The sequence below is a fragment of the Pseudomonas sp. CM25 genome (assembly GCF_013179705.1).
GTDB lineage: Bacteria > Pseudomonadota > Gammaproteobacteria > Pseudomonadales > Pseudomonadaceae > Aquipseudomonas.
Genome location: NZ_JABMCW010000011.1, coordinates 15,808 through 41,843, shown reverse-complemented (window position 1 = coordinate 41,843; position 26,036 = coordinate 15,808). Strand labels below are relative to the sequence as shown.

Annotated in this window: 28 protein-coding genes and 2 pseudogenes; 13 read left to right on the top strand and 17 right to left on the bottom strand. The window is 51.6% G+C overall.

All coding sequences use genetic code 11. The features are described 5' to 3' along the window. The 3 genes from HP546_RS02560 to HP546_RS02550 all read left to right on the top strand — a co-directional run. A partial coding sequence (locus HP546_RS02560; protein ID WP_218584425.1) for a response regulator transcription factor occupies nucleotides 1-335 on the top strand: 335 nt, incomplete at its 5' end. After that, the gene (locus HP546_RS02555; RefSeq protein WP_172219317.1) at nucleotides 332-718 is read left to right on the top strand and encodes a response regulator transcription factor; all 387 of its coding nucleotides are present in this window, start codon (nucleotides 332-334) and stop codon (nucleotides 716-718) included. The genes HP546_RS02560 and HP546_RS02555, both read left to right, overlap by 4 nt. A gap of 51 nt (nucleotides 719-769) precedes the next feature. Then, nucleotides 770-1,207 (top strand): DoxX family protein, encoded by a 438-nt coding sequence (locus HP546_RS02550; RefSeq protein WP_172219315.1) that lies wholly within the window; start codon nucleotides 770-772, stop codon nucleotides 1,205-1,207. A 102-nt stretch (nucleotides 1,208-1,309) separates the two neighbouring features. On the opposite strand, the pseudogene HP546_RS02545 reads toward HP546_RS02550, so the two are convergent. Next, nucleotides 1,310-1,852, bottom strand: a pseudogene (locus HP546_RS02545) (ATP-binding protein); the annotation flags it as partial. A gap of 215 nt (nucleotides 1,853-2,067) precedes the next feature. Here HP546_RS02545 and HP546_RS02540 point away from each other — a divergent pair. Further along, nucleotides 2,068-3,762, top strand: a complete 1,695-nt coding sequence (locus tag HP546_RS02540; RefSeq protein ID WP_172219313.1) for an LA2681 family HEPN domain-containing protein — start codon at nucleotides 2,068-2,070, stop codon at nucleotides 3,760-3,762. A 195-nt stretch (nucleotides 3,763-3,957) separates the two neighbouring features. On the opposite strand, the gene HP546_RS02535 is transcribed toward HP546_RS02540, so the two are convergent. From HP546_RS02535 to HP546_RS02525, 3 genes are all read right to left on the bottom strand, one after another. Further along, nucleotides 3,958-4,668, bottom strand: coding sequence for a hypothetical protein (locus HP546_RS02535; protein ID WP_172219311.1), 711 nt, complete (start codon nucleotides 4,666-4,668; stop codon nucleotides 3,958-3,960). 342 nt (nucleotides 4,669-5,010) lie between these two features. Continuing rightward, nucleotides 5,011-5,445, bottom strand: coding sequence for a hypothetical protein (locus tag HP546_RS02530; RefSeq protein ID WP_172219309.1), 435 nt, complete (start codon nucleotides 5,443-5,445; stop codon nucleotides 5,011-5,013). 11 nt (nucleotides 5,446-5,456) lie between these two features. Then, entirely contained in the window at nucleotides 5,457-5,852 is a 396-nt protein-coding gene (locus HP546_RS02525) for a hypothetical protein (protein ID WP_172219307.1), read from the bottom strand. A 418-nt stretch (nucleotides 5,853-6,270) separates the two neighbouring features. Between HP546_RS02525 and HP546_RS02520 the strand changes: the two genes are divergently transcribed. From HP546_RS02520 to HP546_RS02500, 5 genes are all read left to right on the top strand, one after another. After that, nucleotides 6,271-7,230 carry a RepB family plasmid replication initiator protein gene (locus HP546_RS02520; RefSeq protein WP_172219305.1) on the top strand — a complete coding sequence of 320 codons (960 nt, stop codon included), beginning with the start codon at nucleotides 6,271-6,273 and terminating at the stop codon, nucleotides 7,228-7,230. Then, on the top strand, nucleotides 7,230-7,625 hold the full coding sequence (locus HP546_RS02515; RefSeq protein ID WP_172219303.1) for a hypothetical protein: 396 nt from the start codon (nucleotides 7,230-7,232) through the stop codon (nucleotides 7,623-7,625). Before HP546_RS02520 ends, HP546_RS02515 begins: the two co-directional genes overlap by 1 nt. Before the next feature lie 17 nt (nucleotides 7,626-7,642). Then, complete coding sequence (locus tag HP546_RS02510; RefSeq protein WP_172219301.1) at nucleotides 7,643-8,296, top strand: hypothetical protein; 654 nt, start codon at nucleotides 7,643-7,645, stop codon at nucleotides 8,294-8,296. Between the two features lie 16 nt (nucleotides 8,297-8,312). Beyond that, nucleotides 8,313-8,939 carry a hypothetical protein gene (locus HP546_RS02505; protein ID WP_172219299.1) on the top strand — a complete coding sequence of 209 codons (627 nt, stop codon included), beginning with the start codon at nucleotides 8,313-8,315 and terminating at the stop codon, nucleotides 8,937-8,939. Between the two features lie 300 nt (nucleotides 8,940-9,239). Next, nucleotides 9,240-9,779, top strand: coding sequence for a hypothetical protein (locus HP546_RS02500; RefSeq protein WP_172219298.1), 540 nt, complete (start codon nucleotides 9,240-9,242; stop codon nucleotides 9,777-9,779). Between the two features lie 24 nt (nucleotides 9,780-9,803). Here HP546_RS02500 and HP546_RS02495 read toward each other — a convergent pair whose 3' ends face one another. The 5 genes and pseudogenes from HP546_RS02495 to HP546_RS02475 all read right to left on the bottom strand — a co-directional run. Beyond that, nucleotides 9,804-11,363 carry a relaxase/mobilization nuclease domain-containing protein gene (locus HP546_RS02495; protein WP_256678415.1) on the bottom strand — a complete coding sequence of 520 codons (1,560 nt, stop codon included), beginning with the start codon at nucleotides 11,361-11,363 and terminating at the stop codon, nucleotides 9,804-9,806. 1 nt (nucleotide 11,364) lies between these two features. Then, nucleotides 11,365-11,814 carry a hypothetical protein gene (locus HP546_RS02490; protein WP_172219297.1) on the bottom strand — a complete coding sequence of 150 codons (450 nt, stop codon included), beginning with the start codon at nucleotides 11,812-11,814 and terminating at the stop codon, nucleotides 11,365-11,367. A gap of 62 nt (nucleotides 11,815-11,876) precedes the next feature. After that, a complete protein-coding gene (locus HP546_RS02485) occupies nucleotides 11,877-12,434 on the bottom strand; it encodes a hypothetical protein (RefSeq protein ID WP_172219296.1) in 558 nt (185 codons plus the stop codon). Between the two features lie 387 nt (nucleotides 12,435-12,821). Continuing rightward, on the bottom strand, nucleotides 12,822-14,552 hold the full coding sequence (locus HP546_RS02480; RefSeq protein ID WP_172219295.1) for a recombinase family protein: 1,731 nt from the start codon (nucleotides 14,550-14,552) through the stop codon (nucleotides 12,822-12,824). Between the two features lie 40 nt (nucleotides 14,553-14,592). Next, a pseudogene (locus HP546_RS02475) lies at nucleotides 14,593-15,555 on the bottom strand (YifB family Mg chelatase-like AAA ATPase); the annotation flags it as partial. Between the two features lie 255 nt (nucleotides 15,556-15,810). Between HP546_RS02475 and HP546_RS02470 the strand changes: the two are divergent. Beyond that, on the top strand, nucleotides 15,811-17,829 hold the full coding sequence (locus tag HP546_RS02470) for a DUF4034 domain-containing protein (protein WP_172219294.1): 2,019 nt from the start codon (nucleotides 15,811-15,813) through the stop codon (nucleotides 17,827-17,829). 2 nt (nucleotides 17,830-17,831) lie between these two features. Here HP546_RS02470 and HP546_RS02465 read toward each other — a convergent pair whose 3' ends face one another. After that, nucleotides 17,832-17,981, bottom strand: coding sequence for a hypothetical protein (locus HP546_RS02465; RefSeq protein ID WP_372242405.1), 150 nt, complete (start codon nucleotides 17,979-17,981; stop codon nucleotides 17,832-17,834). A gap of 13 nt (nucleotides 17,982-17,994) precedes the next feature. After that, entirely contained in the window at nucleotides 17,995-18,258 is a 264-nt protein-coding gene (locus HP546_RS02460; RefSeq protein ID WP_172219293.1) for an accessory factor UbiK family protein, read from the bottom strand. Nucleotides 18,259-18,630: 372 nt separating this feature from the next. Between HP546_RS02460 and glnK the strand changes: the two genes are divergently transcribed. The 3 genes from glnK to sutA all read left to right on the top strand — a co-directional run bounded on the left by glnK (nucleotide 18,631) and on the right by sutA (nucleotide 21,105). Beyond that, complete coding sequence (gene glnK / locus HP546_RS02455) at nucleotides 18,631-18,969, top strand: P-II family nitrogen regulator (RefSeq protein WP_002555808.1); 339 nt, start codon at nucleotides 18,631-18,633, stop codon at nucleotides 18,967-18,969. Nucleotides 18,970-19,015: 46 nt separating this feature from the next. Further along, a complete protein-coding gene (locus HP546_RS02450; RefSeq protein ID WP_172219292.1) occupies nucleotides 19,016-20,347 on the top strand; it encodes an ammonium transporter in 1,332 nt (443 codons plus the stop codon). A gap of 428 nt (nucleotides 20,348-20,775) precedes the next feature. Continuing rightward, nucleotides 20,776-21,105: a transcriptional regulator SutA gene (sutA, locus tag HP546_RS02445; RefSeq protein ID WP_011536349.1), complete on the top strand. Its 330-nt coding sequence runs from the start codon at nucleotides 20,776-20,778 to the stop codon at nucleotides 21,103-21,105. A gap of 182 nt (nucleotides 21,106-21,287) precedes the next feature. Here the strand turns inward: sutA and HP546_RS02440 are convergent, their stop codons facing one another. Genes HP546_RS02440 through HP546_RS02415 form a run of 6 tightly spaced genes read right to left on the bottom strand, consistent with a single transcriptional unit; the run spans nucleotide 21,288 to nucleotide 25,910 of the window. Further along, on the bottom strand, nucleotides 21,288-21,983 hold the full coding sequence (locus HP546_RS02440; RefSeq protein WP_172219291.1) for an HAD family hydrolase: 696 nt from the start codon (nucleotides 21,981-21,983) through the stop codon (nucleotides 21,288-21,290). Beyond that, the gene (gene xerC / locus HP546_RS02435; protein WP_172219290.1) at nucleotides 21,980-22,879 is read right to left on the bottom strand and encodes a tyrosine recombinase XerC; all 900 of its coding nucleotides are present in this window, start codon (nucleotides 22,877-22,879) and stop codon (nucleotides 21,980-21,982) included. Before xerC ends, HP546_RS02440 begins: the two co-directional genes overlap by 4 nt. Continuing rightward, complete coding sequence (locus HP546_RS02430) at nucleotides 22,879-23,589, bottom strand: DUF484 family protein (RefSeq protein WP_172219288.1); 711 nt, start codon at nucleotides 23,587-23,589, stop codon at nucleotides 22,879-22,881. The genes xerC and HP546_RS02430 overlap by 1 nt, the downstream gene beginning before the upstream one ends. Nucleotides 23,590-23,602: 13 nt before the next feature. Then, entirely contained in the window at nucleotides 23,603-24,433 is an 831-nt protein-coding gene (gene dapF, locus HP546_RS02425; protein WP_172219286.1) for a diaminopimelate epimerase, read from the bottom strand. 4 nt (nucleotides 24,434-24,437) lie between these two features. Next, on the bottom strand, nucleotides 24,438-25,685 hold the full coding sequence (lysA, locus tag HP546_RS02420; protein WP_172219284.1) for a diaminopimelate decarboxylase: 1,248 nt from the start codon (nucleotides 25,683-25,685) through the stop codon (nucleotides 24,438-24,440). Nucleotides 25,686-25,694: 9 nt separating this feature from the next. Next, on the bottom strand, nucleotides 25,695-25,910 hold the full coding sequence (locus HP546_RS02415; protein WP_172219282.1) for a lipoprotein: 216 nt from the start codon (nucleotides 25,908-25,910) through the stop codon (nucleotides 25,695-25,697). Nucleotides 25,911-26,036: the final 126 nt, after the last annotated feature.

The window sequence follows — 26,036 nt, the reverse complement described above, 5'->3', positions numbered from 1 at the left end:
TGGAGTTCCTGACCAAGCCTTTCGACGAGGACCAGTTGCTGGCACTGCTGCAGGCGGTGCGCGCACGGGCTGTGGTCGATGGACGCAAATGGCGCCACGCGCGACAGGTCGAGGACAAGTACCAGCGCCTGACTCAGCGCGAGCGCCAGGTTTTCTCACTGGTGGTCGATGGCCTGTCACACAAGCAGATCGCCAAGCAGATTGGCACCAGCGAGGTGACGACCAAGGTGCACAAGAAGAACATCATGAACAAGATGCAGTCCCGCTCGCTGGTTGAGCTGGTGGCCATGCACCAGGTGATCGGAGCACGGCCTGAAGGCCTGGGCGGCGCATGAACAGATGGGTGTGCATCGTTGACGACGATGCTTCGGTGCGCAAAAGCCTGGCCAACCTGCTGCGCTCGGCCGGGTTCGAAACCTTGCCATTTGCCGCAGGAGAGGTGTTTCTGGCCTCGGAGCTGGCGCCACAGGCGGGCTGTGTGCTGCTTGATTTGCGGATGCCGGGGATGAGTGGTCAGCAAGTGCAGCATGAGCTGATTCGGCTGCAATGGCGTTTACCGGTGATCTGCATGTCAGCGCATTGGGAGGAAGGCGCAGTACGCGCAGCCATGAGCCTTGGCGCCTTGGCCTGCCTGGGCAAGCCTTTTCCCGAGGAAGTGTTGCTGATGGTGGTTGAAGAGGCGCTGGCATCCAGCTCAGCACACCTGCGCAATCAATAGGCTGCCAATCAGGCAATGCTCACGTGTTGATCGATCAGCGAGACCATTGCCATGCCACGCCTGAAGTTTTTCCTCGACCCTCAATCTCCGACCCTGACCGCCACCGGCCTGCTGTTCATGCGGGTGATGGCTGCTGTGCTGCTGCTTTCAATTCATGGCTTGCCCAAGTTGCTGCACTGGAGCGATGAGTTGCAGCGCATCGAAGATCCCTTTGGGCTAGGGCCTTCGCTGACGTTGGGGGTGGCAGTATTCGCCGAGGTGGTATGCCCGTTGCTGCTGCTGTTGGGGGTCGCTGCCCGCCTGGCTTGCCTGCCGGTGCTGGCGGTTTTGCTGGTGGCGCTGGTGGTGGTGCACCCGGACTGGACGCTGGAGCAGGGGCAGTTTGCCTGGTTGCTGGTGGCGCTTTATGGCGGGTTGGCGGTGACCGGGCCTGGGGGGTATTCGGTTTCGGGGTATCTTTGGGGTAAGAGGGGGGCGCGGCAGGGCTGACAGGTGCTTGGCGCTGCATATCTTGCGGCAAGCACCTGTCAGCCCTCACGCGATTCCCTATGGCTAGCTTGTCGGCGATGGGCTACAGCGCATCCCCGCCACCTAACTGCTCCCCGGCCGATACTGCAAAGCCTCGGCCAGATGCCCCCGGGCAATCGCTTCGCAGCCTTCCAGGTCCGCCAGCGTGCGCGCCACCTTCAACAACCGGTGCGCTGCCCGCAACGACAAGGTCAACCGCTCGCAGGCACCTTCCAGCCAGAGCTGGTCCGCCGCTGCCAGGCCACAATGGCGGCGCAACCCCTCCAGGTTCAGGAACGCATTCGCGCAGCCTTGCCGCCGTTGCTGCACCTCCCGCGCTTCAGCAACCCTGGCGGCAACATCGGCACTGGTTTCACCACAAGGCTGGTGGTTCAGCGTGGTGCTCTCGCGGGCCACGGTCAGGTGCAGGTCAATGCGGTCCAGTAACGGCCCGGACAACTTGTTGCGATACCGCGCGATCTGTTCGGTGCTGCAACGACAGCGGCCAGTCGGGTCGCCCAGGTACCCGCAAGGGCACGGGTTCATTGCCGCTACCAGCTGAAAGCGTGCCGGAAAACGCACCTTGTCACGCGCCCGGGCAATCACGATCTCGCCCGACTCAAAGGGGTAGTCTTTTCTAACACTTGTAAAAGCGGGTTTTCCGTTGCTATACGCCCGGCAAACGGCATGTTTTTTTGATCGAGGTGGTTTGGAGTGCTGGGACTTGTACCAGTGCGAGAAATCGCCGGAATACGCGGTGTGTGCGTCCGCTCGGAAGACGTTCGTTGAACCATCGATGCTAATCTGGACATAAGGAACAGAACGATGGGGATGAACGAAAAATGGATGGGCAATTCGTTAGCTATAAAAATCTCGAAAGCATTAGCAAGAAAATGGATGAGTACATTGATGGCAATCATCCTGATCTTGAAAAATTCTGCCAACGCCAACATCAAAAAAAATGTGAAACGTCGTTTTTAACGGCACAGCTCTATTACGTTATAGGGACCGGTTATTCGTCTGTCTATTCCGCGACGGTTCAAAAGGACTGGTATTCGCCCAGCATTAGCAATGCAGTTTATTTTTTAAGAAAAGCATTGAATGAGCTGAAAAACGAAAAAGATGAATATCACACAGTAAAAAATGGGGATAAAGAACAGATTTTGAGTTTTTCAGAGCTGTATTCCCGGATTAACATTAATCTCGCTAATTATTTGACCGAACAGCACAGGCATATTGAGGCTACCGAGTTCTACGACAGAGCTATTGCTGTGAAAAACGCATTCGGCCTTGTTACGAAAGCTCGATGCCTAATAGAATTTCGAAAACACGTTTATGATGAAAATTCCAAATTCTTTTTTTCAAAAGAGATATACAAGCTAACAAAAAATTCGTTACTGCCGGATAGTGTCACTATAGAAGGTGATGTCGAGCAATTTGAAAGCTTAAAAAAACGACAAGCATCTTTCATTGAGTATTTTGAAGACGCCTATCCCGAGTACATAAAAAATGACCATTCCGACACTTACAAAGAGAATTTCAAAAACCGGAAACATAAAAGATATTTGGATTGGGTCGGACAGAATAAGCTTTTTCTTAACCTGACTAACATTGTGATCACCAGAGAATACGCCTATGAAGACTGCTTGGGGCTTCCATCGTTTTCAGGTAACTTAAACCCTTTATTATTGTTAAGCGAAGAATTAGCATATCATGCCCATTTTGATGAGCTAAAAGATACCTATTGTTATGCGAGACATGTTTTCTATTCAGCATTACAAATGCCCGAAGAAACTGAGCATTTCTATAACTCTACGTACAAACAGGTTGACAGCCTAGATTACTCTATCAATAGCATTAAAACCAATAACTACAAGACAGCACTAAGGTGCCTATATTCGCTATTAGATAAAATAGCGTTTTTTACGTACAAATTTTACCAAGTTAGCTCTGATGAGCTGGAAGAGCATGACGTAAATATCAAGCGGATTTTTGTATCAGGAAAAAAACCATTAGCTTGGTTAGAGCAGGTAAAAAACCCCTTCTTGTCGGCTTTGTATTTTTTAAGCAAAGACATAAACGACGTAAGGCATCCGCCTAAAAAACATAAAAAGCCAAATACAGACGAAGTACTGTATCTCTCCGAAACAACATTCCCCGCCGCGAACCAAATTAACCAAATACGCAATGCAGTTGAACATAAATCTTTGAAAATAGTGGACGGGTTTGGTTACGAGCTTTCTCAAAAGCACCATGACCCTAAAAACACATTGGATGAAGCAATAAAAGCACGAGAAAACTTAGATGAGTTGTCTAGTGAGTTCCACACGCTAAACGAAAATATTGAAGAAAAACTTCGATTAAAGTCGTTCCATTTAGCTGTTTCTGTTGATCATATAGAACAGCAGATTTTGGAGCTTATTAAGTTATCCAGAAACGCATTGATGTATCTTGCGTTATCCGTTCAGTACCACGAGAGCAGCAAACCAGACGATGGTGTATCCATCCGATTGCAGCGGGACGTGCCTTACAAGTAAACAAAGCGGCTTTGATTACGGATATGGCGGGCAGTGGCCCGCTATTCTGGTGGTCGCTTCGCTTCCTAAAAAAAAGAAAGTTCAAAGGCGAAATAAACCGCCAAGGCGTTAAGGTGTGTCCGATATGGATAAAACGGAAAATTGACACAAGAAACGAAAAAAGCCCTTTATTGGGCCTTTTGTTTTTGACTAGCTTTAATATTTGAGCATATCAACCAAAACTTTATAATGCGGTATTTTTTCATTAAATACGGCCATAAACTCAACGCCGCCGAACTCAAAGCATGGGTGAAAAAGTGATTGCCTTGTTGCTTTCTTTTCTTCACTTTCTACTTCTTGATAATCGTAAGGCTTACTACCAGCGATCAAAGTGAAGTAACCAATATTGCATTTTATTTTTTTGAAAACTCGCCCATTTTTAACAAGTGATATTCTTACAACGTATTCTTTTCTGACTTCTTGAAATTTGAAAAAATCAGTTTCAGGCTTGTCTATAAAAACTTCCCATACAGCCGGGTCAAAATCAACTTTATTGGTCGCTTTCTTCTCAACATCAGAGGCGAGATAATCTGTATATTTTTTTATTTGAGAAAGCGAAGAAACTGATTTGTATGTTTTCGCAACGCAAAGCTTTATCGCTGCAGAATCGTAATCATATCCATCAAGATCAATAATGTGTATTTTTTTAGATCTTGCTTCTGTGTATTCATCGGATTTGAAATAATCTTTGAATACATGGTTGGCGACATTGATGCTTGTAGTAACATTGCTAACAATGAAATATTTGCCAGATCTTCTATTTGTGTAAGTAGTGTCTTTGCCGCTTGTCTTAGAAGAGACAAACGCATCATATGCTAATTGTCTAACGTCGAATTTTTTTGGTTTAGTGATAATTGTATTCAGCATAAATCTCCTTTTTTGATTTCTTACTTTTATTAAATCATATAAAAGAGCCTTGTCAAATTAAACCGCCAAACTTTTTGATGGTTAAATGGTTATTGTCAAACCCTATTTTTAATTAAGGTTCAACGTTAAATATATTTTGAATCTGCTATTGACACGAAGTTCATGGCTTATTTAAGCCATAAATCGACTGTCGTAAAAATGGTAAATTCAGAAAATATCGGGAATTTCTTAAAATAATTTTGGCGTTATTTTCATAAAAATATTTTTACGGAATAAACCGTCAAGAAATCACAAGCATAAAAAAAGCCCCGGTGAAGGGGCTTAATTTTCTTACAGTAAACACTAACCAGCGACGGGTACGCCGTTGAGCTTCTTGATCAAAGCGTCGAAATCCGCAACCTCGTTTTTCTTAATCAGGTCGGCCAGATAATCGGCATATGTCGTGAAGCCTAGGGCTTCAATCGTTTTACCAACAGCCCCGGCCTTCTTGCTTTGCAAGGTCGTTTCTACGCCATCGATCATAACTTTATACTTCTGAGCTTTTGCCTTTGTGGTCTTCACGCTCACGCTTTTAGGTGTTTTGGCGGGTTTATGGTCGCCGTGAAGGGAATGCACCACGCCGACAAAATCGGGCACCGTATAGCCGTATTTATTGCGAAGGGCTTCAAGCTCTTCGACAAATTTCATTACTTTTGCTTCTTGTTCATTCGATTGAAGGCTTTTGATCTGCTCTTCAAGCTGCTTTTGCTGTGCCAGTAGATCAAGCAATTTTGACATTTGAAAAATCCTTATGAATAAAATTTTGCATCAGACGACAGAAATTCAACGAAGCGGCTGTAATCCTTTTTAATCCGTGCGTGATACTCGGACCAATTATCATCGACGTTTTTAGCTATTGAACGTTTAACGTCTTCAAGTTTCTCTTGATCTTCAACCTCAGACGGGTTATGTCCGAGCTTATACAGGACGACATAAGGCACATAATGCTTTAAAGCCGCTTTCAACCCAGCTTCAACGCTGAATAGGTTGAAATTTATTCCGTTCTTGACTTCCAACCTTTCAACACAATATTCATCGAAATGAAGGCAATCCAGTGCTTTACCGTCCCTTGGATCCCTCGACCATTGGGTATGTAGCGTTTCTAGAATGATTTCTTTGTTTACAACTATATTTTCAAGTATCAAGGTCGTTTATCCATTCCATGAAAAAAAGATTGTAATTTCAAATTTTATTCTTGTCAAAATAAACCGCCAAGGATAAAGCAGTTAAAGGTTTAAGATTTTTGATCCACCAGAATGGCTTTTGACTTTCGCCTACATCTTATATATAGATTTACGAAGTAAATATCTTTTCTTTTCTCGAAACAATCAAATAAGCCCGCAAGAACAAGGAAATCTTGAAAATCTCGGTTAACGCTCCTTATTTATTAACCCCCTTTCGGTTAACGCTCTTTATTTTTTTGTACCGATTTTCTTTTAAAACATGGTTAATATCAAAGCATGATAGTACGGTTAACAGCATTTGTTATTTTTTTACTGTTAAAATCTTGTAATTAGTTTTTTTTGTGGTTAATTATAAGTATAACAAGGGTAAAAAATAACCATGAAATACATTTTAAAGGAAAACGGCAAAGAAAAAGAAGTGTTCAAACTGAAAGGTTATGTATCAGTTCCTCGTATTTTTCTCGCTCTTCCATTGTTCAACACAATAAACGCTCATAAAGAGCCAAAAGGCTTTGAAATAGCCAAAAACCACAACGCCAGAAACATACATATTGCTTCAACATCGTTGACGATATTTAATGACTTTGAAGTATTCCTTTTTATTTTACGAAAAGTATATAGCAGCAAGAGCAACGAATTCGAGTTTACCCTTGATGAAATAATGAATGACTTTGATGTTAAAACATCACATAGGTCAATGTATTTTTCTATTTTCAAGCAGTCAATCAGAAAGCTCAACAAAATTAACATTGAATATGAAGAAGAAACAGAAGATGGAACAAAGACTGTTTTTCTAAATTTCATCACAGGCGAGATGACTAAAAAAGGCGGAAAGATCGAAGTGTCGAAACGTTTTATTGATTTTTTTGGAAGCCTTAAAGAGTTATACGAGATCGACACAAAAATGTTGAGCCTATTGACTAATGAGTACCAGAGAATTCTTTATGTGTTGTACGTCTGTAACAGACGCAACAAAACAAACTATTTCAGTATTGAAATGTTAAAAGAACGTTTCCGCATCAGCGACAAAATGCCTTCTAAAACGTTCGCAATGAAGATAAGAAAAGCAAACGCAGCACTTCAAGAAATGGGATTGATCGAAGGATTTATAGAAGAAAAAGCTAATCGAGCAACGACGAGATTTTTAGTCGATTACAGTTATAATTCGCTCTATAAGGATTTTAAAGAAAAGAAAGTAATTGCTGAAAGAATGAAAGTAACGAATGCTGAAAAGAAAGCTGTTAAAAAACTGAATTTAGACGCTTTTAATGATGATCTAGATGACGCATTCAAAGAAGAAATTGAACGCCAAAACAACATAAACAATGAGGTGAAATAATGGAAGAACAAGAAATCAAAGAAATCGACTTGAAGCACGTCAGCATTGCCGCTGCAGGCTTGATCAAACGCATTGAAAGCATATTGCCAACAATCCCTAACGACCGCGTTAAAATGCTCGTAGCGATGAAATTAAGCACTGCTATCAGCAAGGGCGGTGATGAAGCAATGTTGCGTCAAATTTTGCTTTTGGCTGTTACAGCAGTGGAAAGCAGTGAACTCATAGAACACAAAATGAACACGAACGATCTCGAATACAATATTGTTACTGGTGAAATACTCAGCGAAATAGATTGTATTCCGACGTTGGATAAGATCATAGAATTCAAGGAAAAAGTATTGAAAAGCTTATCATCAAAAAAAAGCAACCTTAAACCGCCAAGCAGTGCGGTTTAACATCGATCAGGAGCAAGATGAATGTAAGAAATGTAATCACTTTTTTAACGCTGCTTTTCCTTCCAATCATCGCATTCGCTGATGATGCAACCGCCGCCCGCGTTGAACTGATTTCTGGAAATATTGGACTGATCAAGCTTGTCATTTTTTTGATCGGATTCATCGTTTTTATCTCGGGTGCATACAAGCTCACTTTGATTACCGAGGAAGGTAAAAAGGTCGGTAAAAGTGTGCCGCTCGTTTACATAATTGTCGGTTCTGTTCTTATGAACATTACGCTCGCAATCGGCGTTTTCGGTAATACATATTTCAAGGCTGGTGATTTCTGTTTCGTCGTATCTGACGGGGCGATAAATGACGCCTGCATGAATACAGAAGTATCAGGTCTTACGGGTGAGTTGAAAAGCCGAATTGAGAAGCTTTCGAGCGGTGGAACTGCCGAACAATTCTTGCAAAATTTTCAAATTATAATTGGTATTTTTCAAGTTATTGGGTTGATTTATTTCGCCGTTGGGACGTATGGGATTGCACAAGTAGCAAACGGATCATCAAAAGAAAATGGCTATGGGAAACCCATTATTACAATGTTTGCATCTGCATTGATTGTGGATATTCCGCACACGGCAATGATGGCTATTGAGACACTTGAAAAAATAGGAATCAACTTTTAAAAACATGGGGGGAATTATGAAAAAAACGATGTTGCTTTTAACGCTTTTATACTCAGTTAATGCTTTTGCTTTTGAAAATCCTTGTGCGAATGGCTGCACAATGGAACAAATCAAGGCTTATAACCAAGCGAATTACAAAACCCATGAAGAATGGGTAATTCATAATGAAGCACTTGAAGCCGAGGAATACCGCCAATGGGTTCAAGAACACCGTGAAGCACAAGCTAGGGCAGATGCTTTGCCTAAATCTGTTTACGTCCCCGGCACGCAATACAGGACGTGTGTGCAAGACGTTTATGAGCAAGCCGCTGGCTTCCTTGGTGAAGATGCAAATACTCAAATTTCAGTCAGTCAAGACACTAGTGAAAAATGTAGTTTCATCGTCACTAGATTTGATGATCAAAGTCATGCTTGCGAAAATCTTTCAGCACTGTCAGGAATGGCGAGAATGATGAGTTATCAAGAAGAAACATGCAGATATGAGAAAGAAAAGTGGAGGTTATACGAACAGTATAAAGATGTAGTTTATACCCCTGCGTGGACGCATAGCGTTGAGCTTGAATATTTAAACAAATTGAAACCTATCGAACTTAAACACAAGGAAAATGTAGATAAATGGATTGAGCAAGAAAAACAAAAATAACAAGGCCAAAACCGGGCTTTTTTATCGTATTTGATTTTTTAATATTATTATATATAATAATATTAATAACGTCATTTCCAATATGAAAAATTCAAAAATTCTTTTTTATTCTCACTTCGCAGTTATTGCGTCAAGTGCCTTTTTACTTTCGGTTTTGTCTTCAATGCCCGAAGCCATACCAGATCACGACCTAGTGTTTCTAGTCGGGATTCAAGTTTTCGCTGTTTTTTGTTTATTCAAAATGAATAGCATGGCAAAAAAGGAGAAAGAACAAACAAACAACAATAACGAGGTATCACAATGATCAAGCTTTCACTTTTAACCATCGCATTATTTTCTTCAATTTCCATTCAAGCGGCTTATGTCATAAAAATCCCGATGGAGCAAAATCTAGGTGGGTCGTTGCCAACTAGTTCAATCGCCTTCGTTGGTGGAGTCGGTGGGGGTTCTACTCCACCATTAACGCCAGAGCCAGAGCCTAAACCCGAAGAACCAGAAGCAAAACCAGAAGAACCTACCAGAGAAAGCGTTTGTGCTTCTGCGAAGCAAAATGTTATCAGTATCGCAGCATCACAAAATCTAGGCGTAACAGTTAAATACATTTCGCCGTTACCGGCTGACAAATGCGTTTTAATGGTTATGTCTATTGGGAAATTTACAGATAAATCGTCGTTGATAAATTTTGGCAACTCAGTTGCAAGATTGAATATTGAAAATTATTCAATTGGAATTGAAAGATATAGCAGCACGACAGTAGATATGTTTATAAGCTCTGTAACGACTGACGTGAACGCACAAGCTGATAAAATTTGGTCACGATACCAAACAGACAAGAAATAAAAAGAACGCCATTGAGGCGTTTTTTTAATCCGGTCTTAACTGGTTTCGTCTTCTTCTTTCGTTTTGATAATGTACATCTTCCGCTTCATTTTTTTGGCTTTGGATTCCCGCATCAAGAGCACGCATTTCCGACAATTTTTCTTCCATTGTTCCGGCTGAAAAACTTTGTGTCATATCAGCCATTTTTTCAACGGCACCTTCAAGCACATTCGCAGCTATTGCTGCTCCTTTGGCGGCTACGTTCGTTCCGGCATCTTTAATACCTTCAGCCGCTGCTCCTGCTGTTGGTTTTTCTACTTTTTCAGCAGGTTTTTCATTTTCTTTTTTATCCAGTGATACAACCGGCTTTTCAATAGCTGATTGAGTAGGCAAAGCTTTAACGTTGCTTTCTTCTTTTCGATTATAGAATTTAGTTTGATCAGCCAGCTTTTGCTCTAACAATTCTAGATCTTGTTTGGAGGGTTTGAAGCCTGCGAGCGTGTAACCTTTTTCATCGAGCTTCATCAAATGAAATTGCAGCCACGTTTCGCGTTTGTATTTCTCCCCACCTTTTACATAAAGAGAACATGGTTTCCCATCTTCTGTTAATTTCTGCAATCCTGCTTTGATAGATGAAGGGGTTGCACTCCTATGGGTTACAGTATTTGAAGATGCATCGAATTCAAAAGCCTTTTTATTATTTCCGTTGAAATAATAATTACCTTCATCGTCGTGATGATAATTTGCATAGAGCGTTTTTTGAATTTTTTTACTTTTGACGGAATTCGCCGTTGCTGGTGCTTCATCGGTAGGGGCCGTAATCGACATAGAACCATCATTCCCAGCCTTATCTTTGTGAAGCAATGCAAGGGTAGCGGCGAACTCGGGATCGTCGCCTAAAGCGGCTTTTAAGGTCTTGTAGGACACGGCAAGGTCGGAAGCTTTGAAAGTCTGATCGTCTTTTGTGAGTGAATACGCATCTTTTCCACTGTGGTGAATGTCGAAGCCTGCAGCATCGGCAAGCATCAAGAATTCGGAAGCTGTCAAAGCATTATCCAGAATGGTTTTAAGCTCTTTCTTGAAAGTCTTTTTGTACTCGCTTTCGTCTTTTGGTTTACGGTGTTCATTGTAAAGCCCGTATTTCAATTCAAGCTTTTTGATGATTGGGTTGTAATCAATCATTTTGTTATTGACCTTTTTCGTTTCGAGGTCAGTTAAATGAATCATAGCGTGAACGTGATGATGCTTGGTGTTCCTTTCAACGACGAACATAGTATGTCGATTTTCAGTCAGGCCATTTTTAACGCCGTTTCTTAAATAGACTTCTTTCGCCATTTCTATCATTTGTGCATCTGTAAATTTGTCGCCTTCACTCGGGTGCAATGACAATGAATTGAATTGATAAAGGTTCTGTTGATTGGGAACGCGGGCACTTTCAAAAATCTTTTCAATACGGTTGGCGTATGCCTGATCGGATTCACCTTCAAGACGTTCAATTGAACAATCAATTGCGTCGCCTTTTGGATTTGTTTTTAAAAGATATTTTGCAGAGTTTGAAACCCCGCGATAATAGCCGCCCTTTCTCAATTTCATTTTATTGATCATCTTAGGCACCTTTCTTTTTCTTTGATTTAACAAACTCCTTCAATGTCAGTTCCGCTGAGCATTTTATGTTTTCCTCATAAATACAAAAAGCATTAACAGCCTTTTCTAGATTGCTAGCAAATGTCATCATTGCTGCAAAGTTCTTACCGTTGTCTTTTTCAAGATAATCAATAAAGACTTTAAACTTTTCAGGATTGCGTTGAATAAAGTTCAAGCCTTTGTTTATGTTTTTACCAAAGCTACCGGCTTTTGCAAAAACGTCGTTATAGCTCTCAATCTCATTGATCAAGATTACGTTTGAGTTGTTGACGGCATTCATTACGAGATCAACAACTGATGTTGATCCAGTTGCAGCCATTGCGGCTAGTAGGGTGTCTTTTTCTTCTTGGGAAACGCGAAGGGTAAAACGTTTATCTCTGTTTCTCATTCTTGGTTTTTTGTCATTGCTCATGGCTCTCCTGATCGATGGGTTTTAATTTGGTGAACAAAGGCCGGGGCCTGTTGTTCGTTGGTTCAATTGTAGCGTCCGCACTTTTTGAAATGGTGGTAAAGTTTTTCTACTTCATCCGCTGTCGCCCATTTCAAAGGTGTAAATTTGTGATCCTCTCTTTCTAATCTGCATTTATGTAGTCTAGTATTTGATAAATCTCTAAAAAGGGTCGCGGTTTCCTTCTCGATCACGTATTTAACCATTTCAACGCTTTTGAGTTCAAAGGGGTTGAAAACGTATTTTTCAAGCCAATCTTTCAACACGCCTTGAAAGTCGCCGCAGTAGAAATCGTGCCCGTAGTAGCGTAAATCCATAAAAACAGCGGAAATCGAGCTTAATACACGTTCATCTAATTGCGGGTAATCTTTGTGGAAATCGGCATTAACGTAAAACCAATTTATTTCTTCAAACTGTCCATAATATCTAAGCCTTAAAGTTTTACCTCCCATGTTGTGGTCAATTTCTATATAAGTATCTTCTGCACTTACGCTTAATATCTCAGCGTCATTAACAAAATCAAAGTCACCAGAAAATAAATCATCTAGGTTATCGAAATCGTTGTTGTCTTTTTTCTCTGTCATAATCTTCCTCATGTTTAAGATTTTTTTTTGAACAATGAGCATCAGCTAATTGTTCGGGTCTTGCTTTTGATTTTCTGTAATGGCCGCAGACATTGCAGCTACCTGCTTTTGATCTTGCTTTTGCTGTTGCTCTTGATTTTAGTTTTCAAACGAAGTGCGAAAACCAAGCGGCCCGTCCCGAAGGGTGGACAGACACGACGAAGTCCGTGGCAGTCCAAGGGCCTTGCTTGCAAAGTCTTGAAAGCTTACTAATACAATTACCATATTATAATGTGCTGTCAAATTGGTGGACTGCCAACTATTCAAAAATATGGACTGCCACTTTTAGGACTGCCAAAAAAAAGGCCATCCAATTTGGACAGCCATATAAACGTTTGATGGTTGGACTTATATAACTGCGTTCATATGTGCATTCAAGTTATCAATGCCAAACTCTTTCAATGGATTGTGAAGCGGGAATTTTTTGCCAACCCGATAAATCTCAGTGTCTGCTTTATCCCGAACAGCCATGAATAGTGTTCGCGTTTTGGCTTCATAGTTGAAAATGAATTTGAAGCCGTTCGATTTAAAGAAGTGATTGAGCTTCAAACGGCCTTCGTCGGTATTGTAAAGCTCAATAATGTCTTTATAAGAATAGATTTCAAGGCTGCTTTCAGCGTTGTCTATCTGAGCACTTAACGCATCTATATCCGCCTTCGCATTCTCATATGCTAGTTCTGCATCTGCCATCTGTTGAATGAAGAATGATGGAATTCGGCCATCACTGAACTGTGAAAATGACGCTGTCAGATTCTCGTAAAGTGATTTCGCTTTTGCAAGCTCATTTTCTTTTTGATAGAACTCGGACTTTATCGCTTCTGTGGCAGTTGACTTGCTAAACAGTGATAGAAATTGATTTCCGAAGTCTTCAATCTCTATTTCATCGTTCGCCATGTCACTATTGCTACCTTCCGGCATCTCTCTTGCCCATGAATGCACATCGCCGAACTCTAATTCATCGCCGGTCAATTGTTTCACCATTTGCAACAAGGCACCAAATGCAAAGTCAAAACGAAAACGGGGAACGTCGCAATGGCTCAATGTTTCTTTTCGTGTGTAGCAATGAAAATAACCGTATTTGATACCTTTTTGATTTATTGATTTTTCAAACATAAGGCTTTGACCGCATGCGGCACATTTCACACAATGCTTGAAAATGTTTAAATATCCTTCTGTATTCCGTCCATAGTCTTTAACTTTTCCACGTTGCTTCATTGCTTGCAAAGCGTCTTGAAATTCTTTGTGCGTTAATATTGCGGGATAATAGTTTTCAATATAACGCTCAAACACCTTCTTTTTCCCGTCTCTTTTTTGTGACATTAGGGTGCCGATGGGATAGCGGCTAGTAAGCATTAAATGTACGGTTTTACGTGACCATTTACGTTTTGATGTGAGATTCACTTTTTTAAGTGTGTTTGACACCCCTTCATATTTCAAACCTTCGAAGATTTCCTTAATTTCAATGGCTTCATCTTCTACAATTTCAAAGCAATTTTCTTCGGGGTCATACCGTAAGCCATACGGAGGATTATGAGCATTGAAAGGCACACCATCTGTTGCCTTGGTCTTGGCTTTATTCCAAGCGGAACGCCGACGTTTTGACTTGATTTCGCTTTCTTCGTTGGCACGTTTAGCAATGAGACTGATCATCAAAAGATTTTCAAAATCTTTATCAGGGTCTTCATATGAATAAATTTTGTTGTCAGTAGTGGTGTACAGCTTTACCCCTTTTTTCAAGATTCCGTCTTGGATCAGTGCAACACCGTCAAGCACCCGCATGCGGGTAATCCGGTCGATGCTCTCAACGACCAGAAAATCACCCTTCCTGATTTCCCCGGATTCGATGCGGTCAAGAATGCCTTTGAGTTTCCCTTTTTTTGAGTTTTCACCTGTGAACGCTGACTGGCCGGGATCGATGATGGTTTCAACGACGGGCACACCGGTTGACGATGTGAAGAACTCCAACGGGCTTGTCTGTCGGTCATAGCTGTCTTTGTCGTCACCACCCTGCACGGTGCTAGACCAACGGACGTAGGCGATTGCCAAGGGCTTAGATCGGTCGATTTTCAGGGTTTCCATGTGTCCTAATCCTGACGCTCAAAAGTGTATGATACGTCCATCCGCTCTCCAGCGGCTCGCGCAGCACTTCCAGCACCCGCCGTTCGAACTCAGGCAGCTCATCCAGAAACAGCACGCCATGGTGGGCGAGGGTGATCTCACCCGGTTGCGGTCGGCTGCTGCCACCCACCAGGGCCGGGCCAGACGCGGAGTGGTGCGGGTGACGAAACGGCCGCTGTGGCCAGCTGTTCAGCGGAGCGTGCCCACTGACCGACTGGATTGCCGCCACTTCCAGCGCCTCGTGCTCGTCCAGTGGCGGCAGCAGCCCGGGCAGGCGGCTGGCGAGCAGGGTCTTGCCGGTGCCAGGAGGGCCGGTGAACAGCAAATTGTGAGCCCCGGCCGCCGCCAGCAGCAAGGCCCGCTTGGCCGCCAGCTGGCCCTGCACTTCGCTCAGGTCCGGGTAGGGACGTGGATGCAGGATCAAACCATTGGCTGCGTACGGTGGCAGTGGTACCTGGCCGTTAAGGTGGGCGACCAGCTCCAGCAGGTGACCCACCGCATACACCACCAGGCCACTGGCCAGGCTGGCTTCCTCGGCATTTTCCCGTGGCACCACCAGCGCCCGACCGGCTTCGCGCGCCGCCAGAGCCGCAGGCAACACGCCCTGCACCGGGCGTAACTTGCCAGACAACGCCAGTTCACCGAGGCATTCGACATCGACGAGGGTGGCAATTGGCACCTGACCATCGGCGGCAAGAATGCCCAGGGCGATGGCCAGGTCATAGCGCCCGCCATCCTTGGGCAGGTCGGCGGGGGCGAGGTTCTGGGTAATGCGCCGCTGCGGGTAGTTCAGCCCGGAGTTGACGATGGCGCTGCGCACCCGGTCCTTGCTTTCCTTGACCGTGGTTTCCGGCAGGCCGACCAGGGTGAGATGCGGCAGGCCGTTGGTCAGGTGGGTTTCGACACTTACCGACGGTGCCTGCACGCCCACCTGGGCGCGGCTGTGAACGAGTGCTAGGGACATGGACGCTCCGTTGTCGCTGAAAAGGCCGCTGCCTGCGGGTGGGGCAAGGATAGCCAGCGCGTCAGAGCCAGGCGCAGGAAGTGTGCGACGTGGTTTTACAGGGCAGGTTTTTTCCCTGTGATTTCACTGGAGCCGACTAAAATGGATCCAATTAACTTTGCGCAGCCGCCAGGTATGGCTTAGTGTTGTTGGGCAACGGCGGTTGCCATGGGATGGCACCGCAGCTTCTTCCAAATGGACTTAAGGTATTGCTCCGTGCAAACGCTCACCCGCACGCGCCAGGTCATCCGCGAACTGGCGGACGCCCGTGCATTTGTTGAACTCAACCGTTACTTCGACAGCCTCGAAGCGCAATGGCGACAGGCCCCGAACGGGGAGTTTCCTGCCTACCTGAGTGCCCTGGAAGGGCACATGCTGGTCGACGCCGAGTGCCAGGGCGGCAAGGCCATGAGCCAGGTGCTCAAGGCCTGGATGGATGCCTGCCCCAAGGCTTACCACCCACAGGTGGTGATGGGCTGGCACTGCCTTCAGCGCGCCCGCCAGGTGCATGGCAATGGCCAGCGCAACGCCGCAGCCGCGCTGGCCGTCGAACAAATCTGCGAAACCGCTGCCGCACACTTGGTGCGTGCCATGGACCGCTCAGCCCAGCCAGTGGCAGCGCTTGTGGGCATGCTCCATCTCAGTGTGCGGTTTGCTGAGCCTGGGTGGTTGATCGAACTGTTTCAAGGCCAACCCGCGCGCTACCGGCCCAGTGCCCAGGCGGACGTGGAAGTGCAGGAGGCTGCGGCGCCGTTGCTGGTGAAGCATGGGCTTTTGCCGCTGGCCGAACTACCGAAAGCGCTGCCGACCTGTCTGGGCAGGCGGGTCGATCACGAGAACGAGGACCCTCGCTATTACTGGTTGCGCCATGCCCTGGTCGCTCGCCCCGGATGCTTTGAAGCGATCCAGGCCCTCGCCATTTCCCTGTCCCCCCGCTGGGGTGCGAGCCCTGACGCGATTGAACTGCTGGCCAATGGGCCATTGTGCGAAACCTGGGACGAAAGCCTGCGAAATGCGCTGCGCTGGATACCCATCGAAGACCGGCTGACGCTACCCCATACCGATCAGTTGCAGGCGGTTGCCGATTGGCAACAGGTGCTGGATGCTTGGTCACAACGCCTGCTCCGGCCCAGGGAAAGTGCGGTAGTGCTGGCGTGGCGGGGCGCCTTGCGCAGCCATGCGTTGCAGGATCACCCGGGCGCCATGCGCGACTTCGCCGCAAGCTTTGCGAGCAATGCCGACCATGGTGCCATCCCCGCAATGGGCGCGCCCTTTCGCTGCCTGGTCGAGCTGATCCTGCGCGACGGCATGGCTGACGAAAAACAGCTGCTGCGCACCGCCATCGAGCGCCTGAGTGAAGGTCGCTCGCATGCTGGCGCCTGTGCATTACGCGCTGCCGGCCACCACTTTGGCTTGTGGGGGTTGCCACGCTCGGCCGAGCAGGCGTGGGCATGGCTGCAGATGGCCGTGAAACGCCAGTGCGCGGGCCAGGCGCCGGGCTTCGAGGTGCTGGAGGTGGCGCGGCTGCTCTGGGCTGCCAATCGGCATGAAGTGGCCTGCTACCTGTATGAGCGTTGCGCCCAACTGAACCTGCCAGGGGCGGCCTTGGGGCTGTATGAGCTGCACCGAGGTGGCATGGGGAATACACCACAGCACTACCTGGATGAGCAAACGGCAGAGTACTGGCTGCAGCGTGCGGTCGCGGCGGGCAGCCGCCAGGCCAAGTACAACCTGGCTTGCCTGCGTATGCATGGCGATGAGGACCTGAACGAGCGCAGCGCCATGCTGGCAGTCCGGCGCCTGCTGGTCGACGCGCTGGGCAATGCGCAGACCAATGCCCGCGCTCGCTTGCACCTGGGGATTCTTTTGCGCCAGTTTGGCGAGGCGCAGGAGCCGGCCGAGGCGGTGGCCTACCTGTCGAGCCTGGTCGAGCACCCGGACCCATGGATCGCCGGGCGTGCCAGCGCCGAACTGGCGCTGGCCTGGATGCAGGGGCGCGGTACACGCAAGCAAAGCCGCTTCGCCGCTATCGAATGGGTCAATCGTGCGGCCACCTTGCAGCCAGGGGATTCGACCATCGAGGATATTCAAGCCGAAGTCCTCAATTCGCATAACCGCGTGAGGACCCTGGTCACCCAGTGCGGTGCTGCACTGTTCCGTGGCACCCTGCATCCCAGTGAGTTACCGCCAAGACAGCCACCATCCGCGCCGGAACGCCTAGGAGCTTCGGCCTGATCTCAGGGCCTGGCGCCGAGGATGATGTGCGAGGCCTTGATCAGCGCCGTGGCTTTCACGCTCGGCGCCGGTCCCAGCCCCTGTACCGCTTCGCGGGTGACGATGGCATGCACCTCGATACCGCCGGCCGGCTTCAGCTCATGCTGAGGCACTCCTTGTCGATTGCTATTCCTTGCCGCCAGGCGCCATCCGCGCTTCCAGCTCGGCGACCTGCTGCTCGAGGGCTTCCAGGCGTGCACGGGTGCGGGCCAGCACGACCATCTGGCTGTCGAATTCATCGCGGCTGACCAGGTCCAGCTTGCTGAAAGCACCTTGCATCAGCACCTTGAACTGGCTTTCCAGCTCTGCACGGGGCTGGGCGGTGTCGCTGCTGAACAGGCGCGAGGCCTGGTCACTCAGGGCGTCGAGAAGGGCTTTAGGCGCGAGCATGAGGCTGTCCACTGAAACTGGGAAATGGCCGGCAGTGTACCACGGGCAATTGCGCTGCCCAGGCTGGCGCGGCTGCACATAATTCGCGCAATGCGGGCTGCTGGTGCGCACCAACTTCGTGCATGTTTTACATGCTGGCGACTGGCCAAGTCCGCCGGATTCACATAACCCCCTGATTTTCGACGCTTTGGCAGAACTGGCAAGGTTTCTGCAAACACCTTTGCGAGCCATGCACTGATGCAGTTCCTTGTGACCAGGCAGTGCGCACGCAGAGCCACATGCCGACGACGCGTTACAAAGCCAACCGCTGCGCTTAGACTTGAGACGGGTTTGTTTTCCTGGGGCAAGTCCACCAAATCGGGAGAGAGTTTCATGAAGCTAGTCACAGCCATCATCAAGCCGTTCAAGCTGGACGACGTGCGCGAGTCACTGTCGGAAATCGGCGTGCAGGGCATCACCGTCACCGAAGTCAAAGGCTTCGGTCGGCAGAAGGGCCACACCGAGTTGTATCGCGGTGCTGAATATGTGGTCGATTTCCTGCCCAAGGTGAAGATCGATGTCGCCATCGATGACAAGGACCTTGATCGGGTAATCGAAGCCATCACCAAGGCAGCCAACACCGGCAAGATCGGTGACGGCAAGATTTTCGTGGTGAATCTGGAGCAGGCGATCCGTATCCGTACCGGCGAAACCGATACCGACGCGATCTAAGCAGCAAAAAAGCCTCACCAAACCCAACGCCCCAGGAGAAAACAACATGACTCTGCGTAAGATCGCAGGGCTAGGAGCCCTATTGCCCCTCGTAATGCCCGGGCTTGCCCTGGCAGAGGAGGCTGCCCCAGCGCTGAACTCCGGCGACACCGCCTGGATGCTGACTGCAACGGCGCTGGTGCTGTTCATGACCATCCCGGGCCTGGCCCTGTTCTACGGCGGCATGGTGCGTTCCAAGAACGTGCTGTCGGTGATGATGCAATGCTTTGCAATCACCGGCCTGATGAGCATTCTGTGGGTCGTCTACGGCTACAGCATGGCCTTCGATACCACCGGTATGGAAAAGGGCGTGCTCAATTTCAATTCCTTCGTCGGCGGCTTTTCCAAGGCATTTCTCAGCGGCGTCACGCCCGACAGCCTGACTTCGGCCACCGCGCTGTTCCCGGAAGCGGTGTTCATCACCTTCCAGATGACCTTCGCCATCATCACCCCGGCGCTGATCGTCGGCGCCTTCGCCGAGCGCATGAAGTTCTCCGCGATGCTGGTGTTCATGGGTATCTGGTTCACCCTGGTGTACGCGCCAATCGCGCACATGGTCTGGAGCGGCGACGGTGCACTGATGTGGGACTGGGGCGTGCTGGACTTCGCTGGCGGCACCGTGGTGCACATCAATGCCGGTATCGCAGGCCTGGTCTGCTGCCTGGTGCTGGGCAAGCGCAAAGGCTACCCGACCACCCCGATGGCGCCGCACAACCTCGGCTACACCCTGATGGGCGCTGCCATGCTGTGGATCGGCTGGTTCGGCTTCAACGCAGGCTCTGCTGCTGCCGCCAACGGTACTGCCGGCATGGCCATGCTGGTGACCCAGATCGCTACCGCCGCTGCGGCACTGGGCTGGATGTTTGCCGAATGGATCGGCCACGGCAAGCCGAGCGCCCTGGGCATTGCCTCGGGTGTGGTTGCCGGGCTGGTCGCCATCACCCCGGCTGCCGGCACCGTGGGCCCGATGGGCGCTCTGGTGATCGGCTTGTCTTCGGGCGTGATCTGCTACTTCTGCGCTACCAGCCTCAAGCGCAAGCTGGGTTATGACGACTCACTGGACGCCTTCGGCGTGCACGGTATCGGCGGCATCGTCGGCGCCATCCTCACCGGTGTGTTCGCAGCCCCGGCCCTGGGCGGCTTTGGCGCCGTGACCGACATCGGCATGCAGGTCTGGATCCAGGCCAAGGGCGTGCTGTTCACCGTGGTCTACACCGCCATCGTCACCTATGTGATCCTCAAGGTGCTGGATGTGGTGATGGGCCTGCGGGTCAACGAAGAAGAAGAGTCGGTCGGCCTCGACCTGGCTCAGCACAACGAACGCGGCTACAACCTGTAACTGCGACGCGGTAAAAACTTGCCCGGCTTGCCGGGCATTTTTTTGTCAGATTTTCGGCATTTCCTGCACGGCAAACGGTTTATTCGGCACGTTCGCGACGTAGGTAAAAAACTTACAACTTGCAGTGCAATTATGGAGCTTTGCTTTTTCCACGGGCGCGCTAGAATGCGCGCCGAAGGGTGCTTGCGAGTAGTCCGCACACTTCGCCAGCCTTTGCTAGGCTTGCCAGTAGCGAGTGGCCAGCAGGGGCTAATGGATTTGTCAGGTCCTGCCAGGAGCAGGGCCTGCTGGGTGCCGCCTCCCATCCGGGGTGCCGACCCAAGGGCAGTGGCCTAACCCACGGCCAGTTGAATTTTCACTGGTGGCTGCCGGTCTACGGCTGCACTGGTCTATAACTAACCTGCTTTTCGCAAGTCATGAGGTAGAACATGAGCGACGACGATCTGGAAAATGATGACCTCGAAGTAGGCGACGAAGACGAGGCTGATGAAGGCCTCGAAGCGGCGGCTGACGATGGCGCCGAAGATGCTGGCGATGACGACAGCAGCCCGGCACCCGCTGCCAAGGGCAAATCCAAGGCGGCCGTCTCGGTAGACGAGATGCCGAGCATGGAAGCCAAGCAGAAAGAGCGTGATGCACTGGCCAAGGCGATGGAAGAATTCCTTTCCCGCGGTGGCAAGGTGCAGGAAGTCGAGGCCAACGTGGTCGCCGACCCGCCCAAGAAGCCGGACAACAAATACGGCAGCCGCCCTATCTGAGTGGCTGCTCGCAAAAAAGCCCGCCGTCGCTGCGGGCTTTTTTGTGCCTGTCAGTTTTGTGCTGCCTGTGCTGGCCCTATCGCCGGCAAGCCAGCTCCCACAGGATCACCGTAGGCCTAAGCCTTGCGCAGTCCCTGTGGGAGCTGGCTTGCCGGCGATGGGCCGCGCAGCGGTCCCCCCAGTCAGCGCCAGCGTGCGAGCACGTCGGGCAGCTGCGACAGGCGCTGGATCTCCGCATCCGGTGCCTGCTCACCCGTCCAGGCTTTGCCCTGAGGGTTGAACCAGACGGCCCGCAACCCGGCGCGCTGTGCGCCGGCAATGTCATCGCCGGGGTGGTCGCCGATGTGAACGGCGGCGCTGGCGTCCGCGTCCCCGCGGCGCAGGGCTTCCAGGAACGGCGCCGGGTCCGGCTTGCCGATGCCAAGGTCCTCGGCACACAGGGCAAAGCTGAAATAGTCCGCCAGCCCCAGGCGGCTCACATCGGCATTGCCGTTGGTGACCACGCCCAGGGTGTAGTGATGGCGCAGAATCTCCAGCACCGGCTGCACTTCAGGGAAAATTTCCACCTGGTGGCGGGCATGCAGGAACACTTCGAAGCCTTCATTGGCCAGCTCCAGCGCCTGCTTGCTGCTGTAGCCGACTTCTTCCAGGGCATGCAACAGCACGCGCCGGCGCAGGGCGCTGATGCGGTGCTTGAGGCCGGGCTCGGCCTGCACCAGGCGCTCGCGAATGGCAAACAGGTGCTCCACCGGTACGCCGCCAAGGATCGGAGCGTTGGCTTCCAGCCAGTCGCGCAGCACGACTTCTGCGCTGGCAATCACCGGCGCGGTGTCCCACAGCGTATCGTCGAGGTCGAAGGTGATCAGCTTGATGCTCATGAGTCTGTGCCTTTGCTGCGTTTAGCCCGGGGGTGGGCACTGTCGTACACCGCCGCCAGGTGCTGGAAGTCCAGGTGGGTATAGATTTGCGTGGTGCTGATGTCGGCGTGGCCGAGCATCTCCTGTACCGCACGCAGGTCCTGGGACGATTCCAGCACATGGCTGGCGAAGGAATGGCGAAGCATGTGCGGGTGCAGGTGCTGGCCCAGCTCACGCTCGCCGGCCGCCTTTACCCTCAGCTGGATGGCCCTGGGGCCCAGCCGGTTGCCCTGACGGGTGATGAACACCGCACCGTCACGAGGGTTGCCGATACCGCGCAGGCGATACCACGCCTGCAGCGCCTCGCGGGCCTTGCGGCCAACCGGCAGTACGCGTGCCTTGCCACCCTTGCCCAATACCTGCACCAGGCCGCCGGCGAGGTCGAGGTGTTCAAGGTCGAGGTTGGTCAGCTCGGACAGGCGCAGCCCCGACGAGTAGAACAGTTCGAGGATGGCCTGGTCACGGCGGGCGATGAAGTCGTCGTCGACGCCGCCATCGAGCAGTTGCAAGGCCCGGTCGGTGTCCAGCACCTTGGGCAGCCGCCGTTCACCCTTGGGCGCGCTCAGGCCGCTGGCCGGGTCGTGCTGGCACAGGCCTTCGCGGTTGAGGTAACGGTACAGCCCGCGCACGGCCGACAGCAGCCGCGCCAGGCTGCGCGACGACTGGCCGTGGTGGTGCAGGCGCGCGATCAGCTGGCGCAGCTGCTGGATCTGCAGCGCCTGCCAGCCGGCAATACCGTGTTCGTTGCAGTAGGCGATGACCTTGTCCAGGTCGCGCCGGTAGCCCAGCAAGGTGTGCGCCGACACCTGGCGCTCGTTGCGCAGGTGTGCGCAATAAGCCTCCAGCTGGCGTTCCATCAGCGTACCGAGCGCAGGGTCTGGGTGACGCGTGGTACAACGCGGCCGAGCACTTCGGCGATATAGCCGAGGAACAGCGTGCCGACGCTGCTCTTGTAGTGTTGCGGGTCGCGGCTGCCGATCGCCAGTACCCCGTGCAGCCCTTGGTACTCAAGGGTCGCCACGGCGCTGGAGCCCACTTCACGGCGCTGTTCTTCGCCAAACAGGAAGGTCAGTTCGTGTTCGCGCAGGTTGCCGCTTACCGTCTTGCCGCCGCCCAGCAGGGCACCGATGGCCTGCTGCGCCTCGGCGTTGCTGACCCAGCGCCCGACCGGTGCGACGTTGTCGCCGAACAGGATCAGGCTGACGAAGGGCACCTGGAACTCCTGGCGCAGGCTGTCTTCGACTGCCATCACCACTTCTTCAAGGCTGGCGGCATCGAGCAGGTCGAGAATCAACCGGCGGGTCTTGTCGAACAGCCGGTCGTTGTCGCGCGCCACGTCCATCAGTTGCGACAGGCGATGGCGCATTTCGATGTTGCGGTCGCGCAGCAGCTTCAGCTGGCGTTCCACCAGCGACACGCTGTCGCCACGCTGGTGCGGAATACGCTGTTCAAGCAGCAGCTCGTCATGCTCGGCGAAGAAAGTGGGGTGGGCGCGCAGGTAGGCGATCACCGCTTCGGCATCGAGCTCGGCGGACTGCTGGGGTACAACCTGTGGCTGATCGGTCATGGCGGTTACTCGCTTAGAGACGAACCTGTCCTTCGTAGACGCGTACGGCCGGGCCGGTCATCAGCACGGGCTGGCCGGGGCCGGCCCATTCGATGTGCAGGCGGCCACCGGGCAGGTCGAGGGACACCGGGGAGTCCATCCAGCCCTGGCTGATTGCCGCCACGGCGGCAGCGCAGGCGCCGGTGCCGCAGGCCTGGGTTTCACCCGCACCGCGTTCCCAGACGCGCAGGTTGGCGCGGTGGCGGTCGACAACCTGGAGGAAGCCGGCATTCACCCGCTGCGGGAAGCGTGGGTGGTTTTCGATCTTTGGGCCCAACTGGTGCACGGGGGCGGTATGCACGTCGTCGACACGCAGCACGGCGTGCGGGTTACCCATGGACACGGCGGCGATCGAATGCACTTGGCCGTCGACTTCCAGTGGGTAGTTCAGCGCCTGCTCATCGGCGACGAAGGGGATTTCGGCAGGGATGAAGCGCGGCGGGCCCATGTCGACGCTCACCTGGCCGTCGTTCTGCACGTCCAGGGTGATGACGCCGCTTTTGGTTTCCACGCGGATGCGCTTTTTCGCGGTCAGCCGCTTGTCCAGCACGAAGCGGGCAAAGCAGCGTGCACCGTTGCCGCATTGCTCGACCTCGGAACCGTCGGCGTTGAAGATGCGGTAGCGGAAGTCCACTTCGGGATTGTTCGGCGCCTCGACGATCAGCAACTGGTCGAAACCGATACCGGTGTGGCGGTCACCCCATTGCTTGGCGTGCTTGGGCTGGATGTGCGCGTGCTGGCTGACCAGGTCGAGGACCATGAAGTCGTTGCCCAACCCATGCATCTTGGTAAAACGCAGCAGCATGGGGTTACTCCGGCAGCAGGCTTTCGCCAGCGTACAGTTCGGCGATGGTCTCGCGGCGGCGTACTTCGAAAGCCTGGTCACCGTCGACGAGGATTTCAGCGCAACGGCCGCGGGTGTTGTAGTTGGAGCTCATGACAAAACCATAGGCGCCTGCGGACTGTACAGCCAGCAGGTCACCTTCGGCCAGGTCCAGCACACGGTCCTTGGCCAGGAAGTCGCCCGTTTCGCAGATCGGGCCGACCAGGTCGTAGGCACGGCCTTCGCCGGTACGTGGCTTGACCGCACTGACGCCCATCCAGGCCTGGTACAGGGCCGGACGGATCAGGTCGTTCATCGCCGCATCGATAATGGCGAAGTCCTTGTGTTCGGTGTGCTTGAGGTACTCCACGCGGGTGATCAGCACGCCAGCGTTGGCCACGATGTAGCGGCCCGGCTCGAACACCAGGGCCAGCTCGCGGTCGCCGACGCGCTCGCGGATGGCCTTGATGTAGTCGGCCACCAGAGGCGGTTGTTCGTCGCGATAACGCACACCCACACCGCCGCCCAGGTCCAGGTGGCGCAGGTGGATGCCGCAATCGGCGAGGCGGTCGACCAGGTCCAGCAGGCGGTCGAGGGCATCGAGGAACGGCTCGACGGTGGTCAGCTGCGAACCGATATGGCAGTCGACACCGACCACTTCCAGGTTCGGCAGCTGCGCGGCGCGCACGTAGATGGCCTCGGCGTCGGCGATGGCAATGCCGAACTTGTTTTCTTTAAGGCCGGTGGAGATGTACGGGTGGGTGCCGGCGTCGACATCCGGGTTGACCCGCAGCGACACCGGGGCAACCTTGCCCATTTCGGCGGCTACCACTTGCAGGCGCTCCAGCTCGTCGGTGGACTCGACGTTGAAGCAGTGCACGCCTACTTCCAGGGCGCGGCGCATGTCTTCACGGGTTTTGCCGACACCTGAGAACACCACTCGGTCGGCGCGGCCGCCAGCCGCCAGGACGCGCTCCAGTTCACCGCCGGAAACGATGTCGAAGCCTGCGCCCAGGCGGGCCAGCACGTTCAGCACACCGAGGTTGGAGTTGGCCTTGACCGCGAAGCACACCAGGTGCTCGGCGCCTTGCAAGGCGTCGGTATAGCTGCGGTACTGGGCCTCGATATGGGCGCGCGAATACACGTAGGTGGGGGTGCCATGGCGTTCGGCGATGGCCGACAGGGCCACGCCCTCCGCGAACAGCTCACTGTCGCGGTAGTTGAAAGCGTTCATCTGGTTTCCTTACTGCGCAGGCGACTGCTCGGGCTCGGACTGCAGCTCTGGCTGCTGCTCCTGGGTCTGGACCGGCTTGGCTTTTGGCTGGTGCTGGTGCGACTTGCGGGTGTCCTTGCCGTCCTTGCCGTCTTCAGGCAGGTACAGCGGGCCCTTCTGGCCGCAGGCGGAAACGAGGCAGGCAACAGCGACCAGCGCCGCGAGGGAGGAAATCAGGCGCTTCATGGGTGAAATCCTTAGAAAAATGCAGTATTGCGCCCGAGTATACCGAGCGACCGGCGGCTTGCCTATGCAAGGGCCGGTCCGCCGGGCGGGCTATTCTTGCCGCCTCCAATGGCTAATCTTTGCATT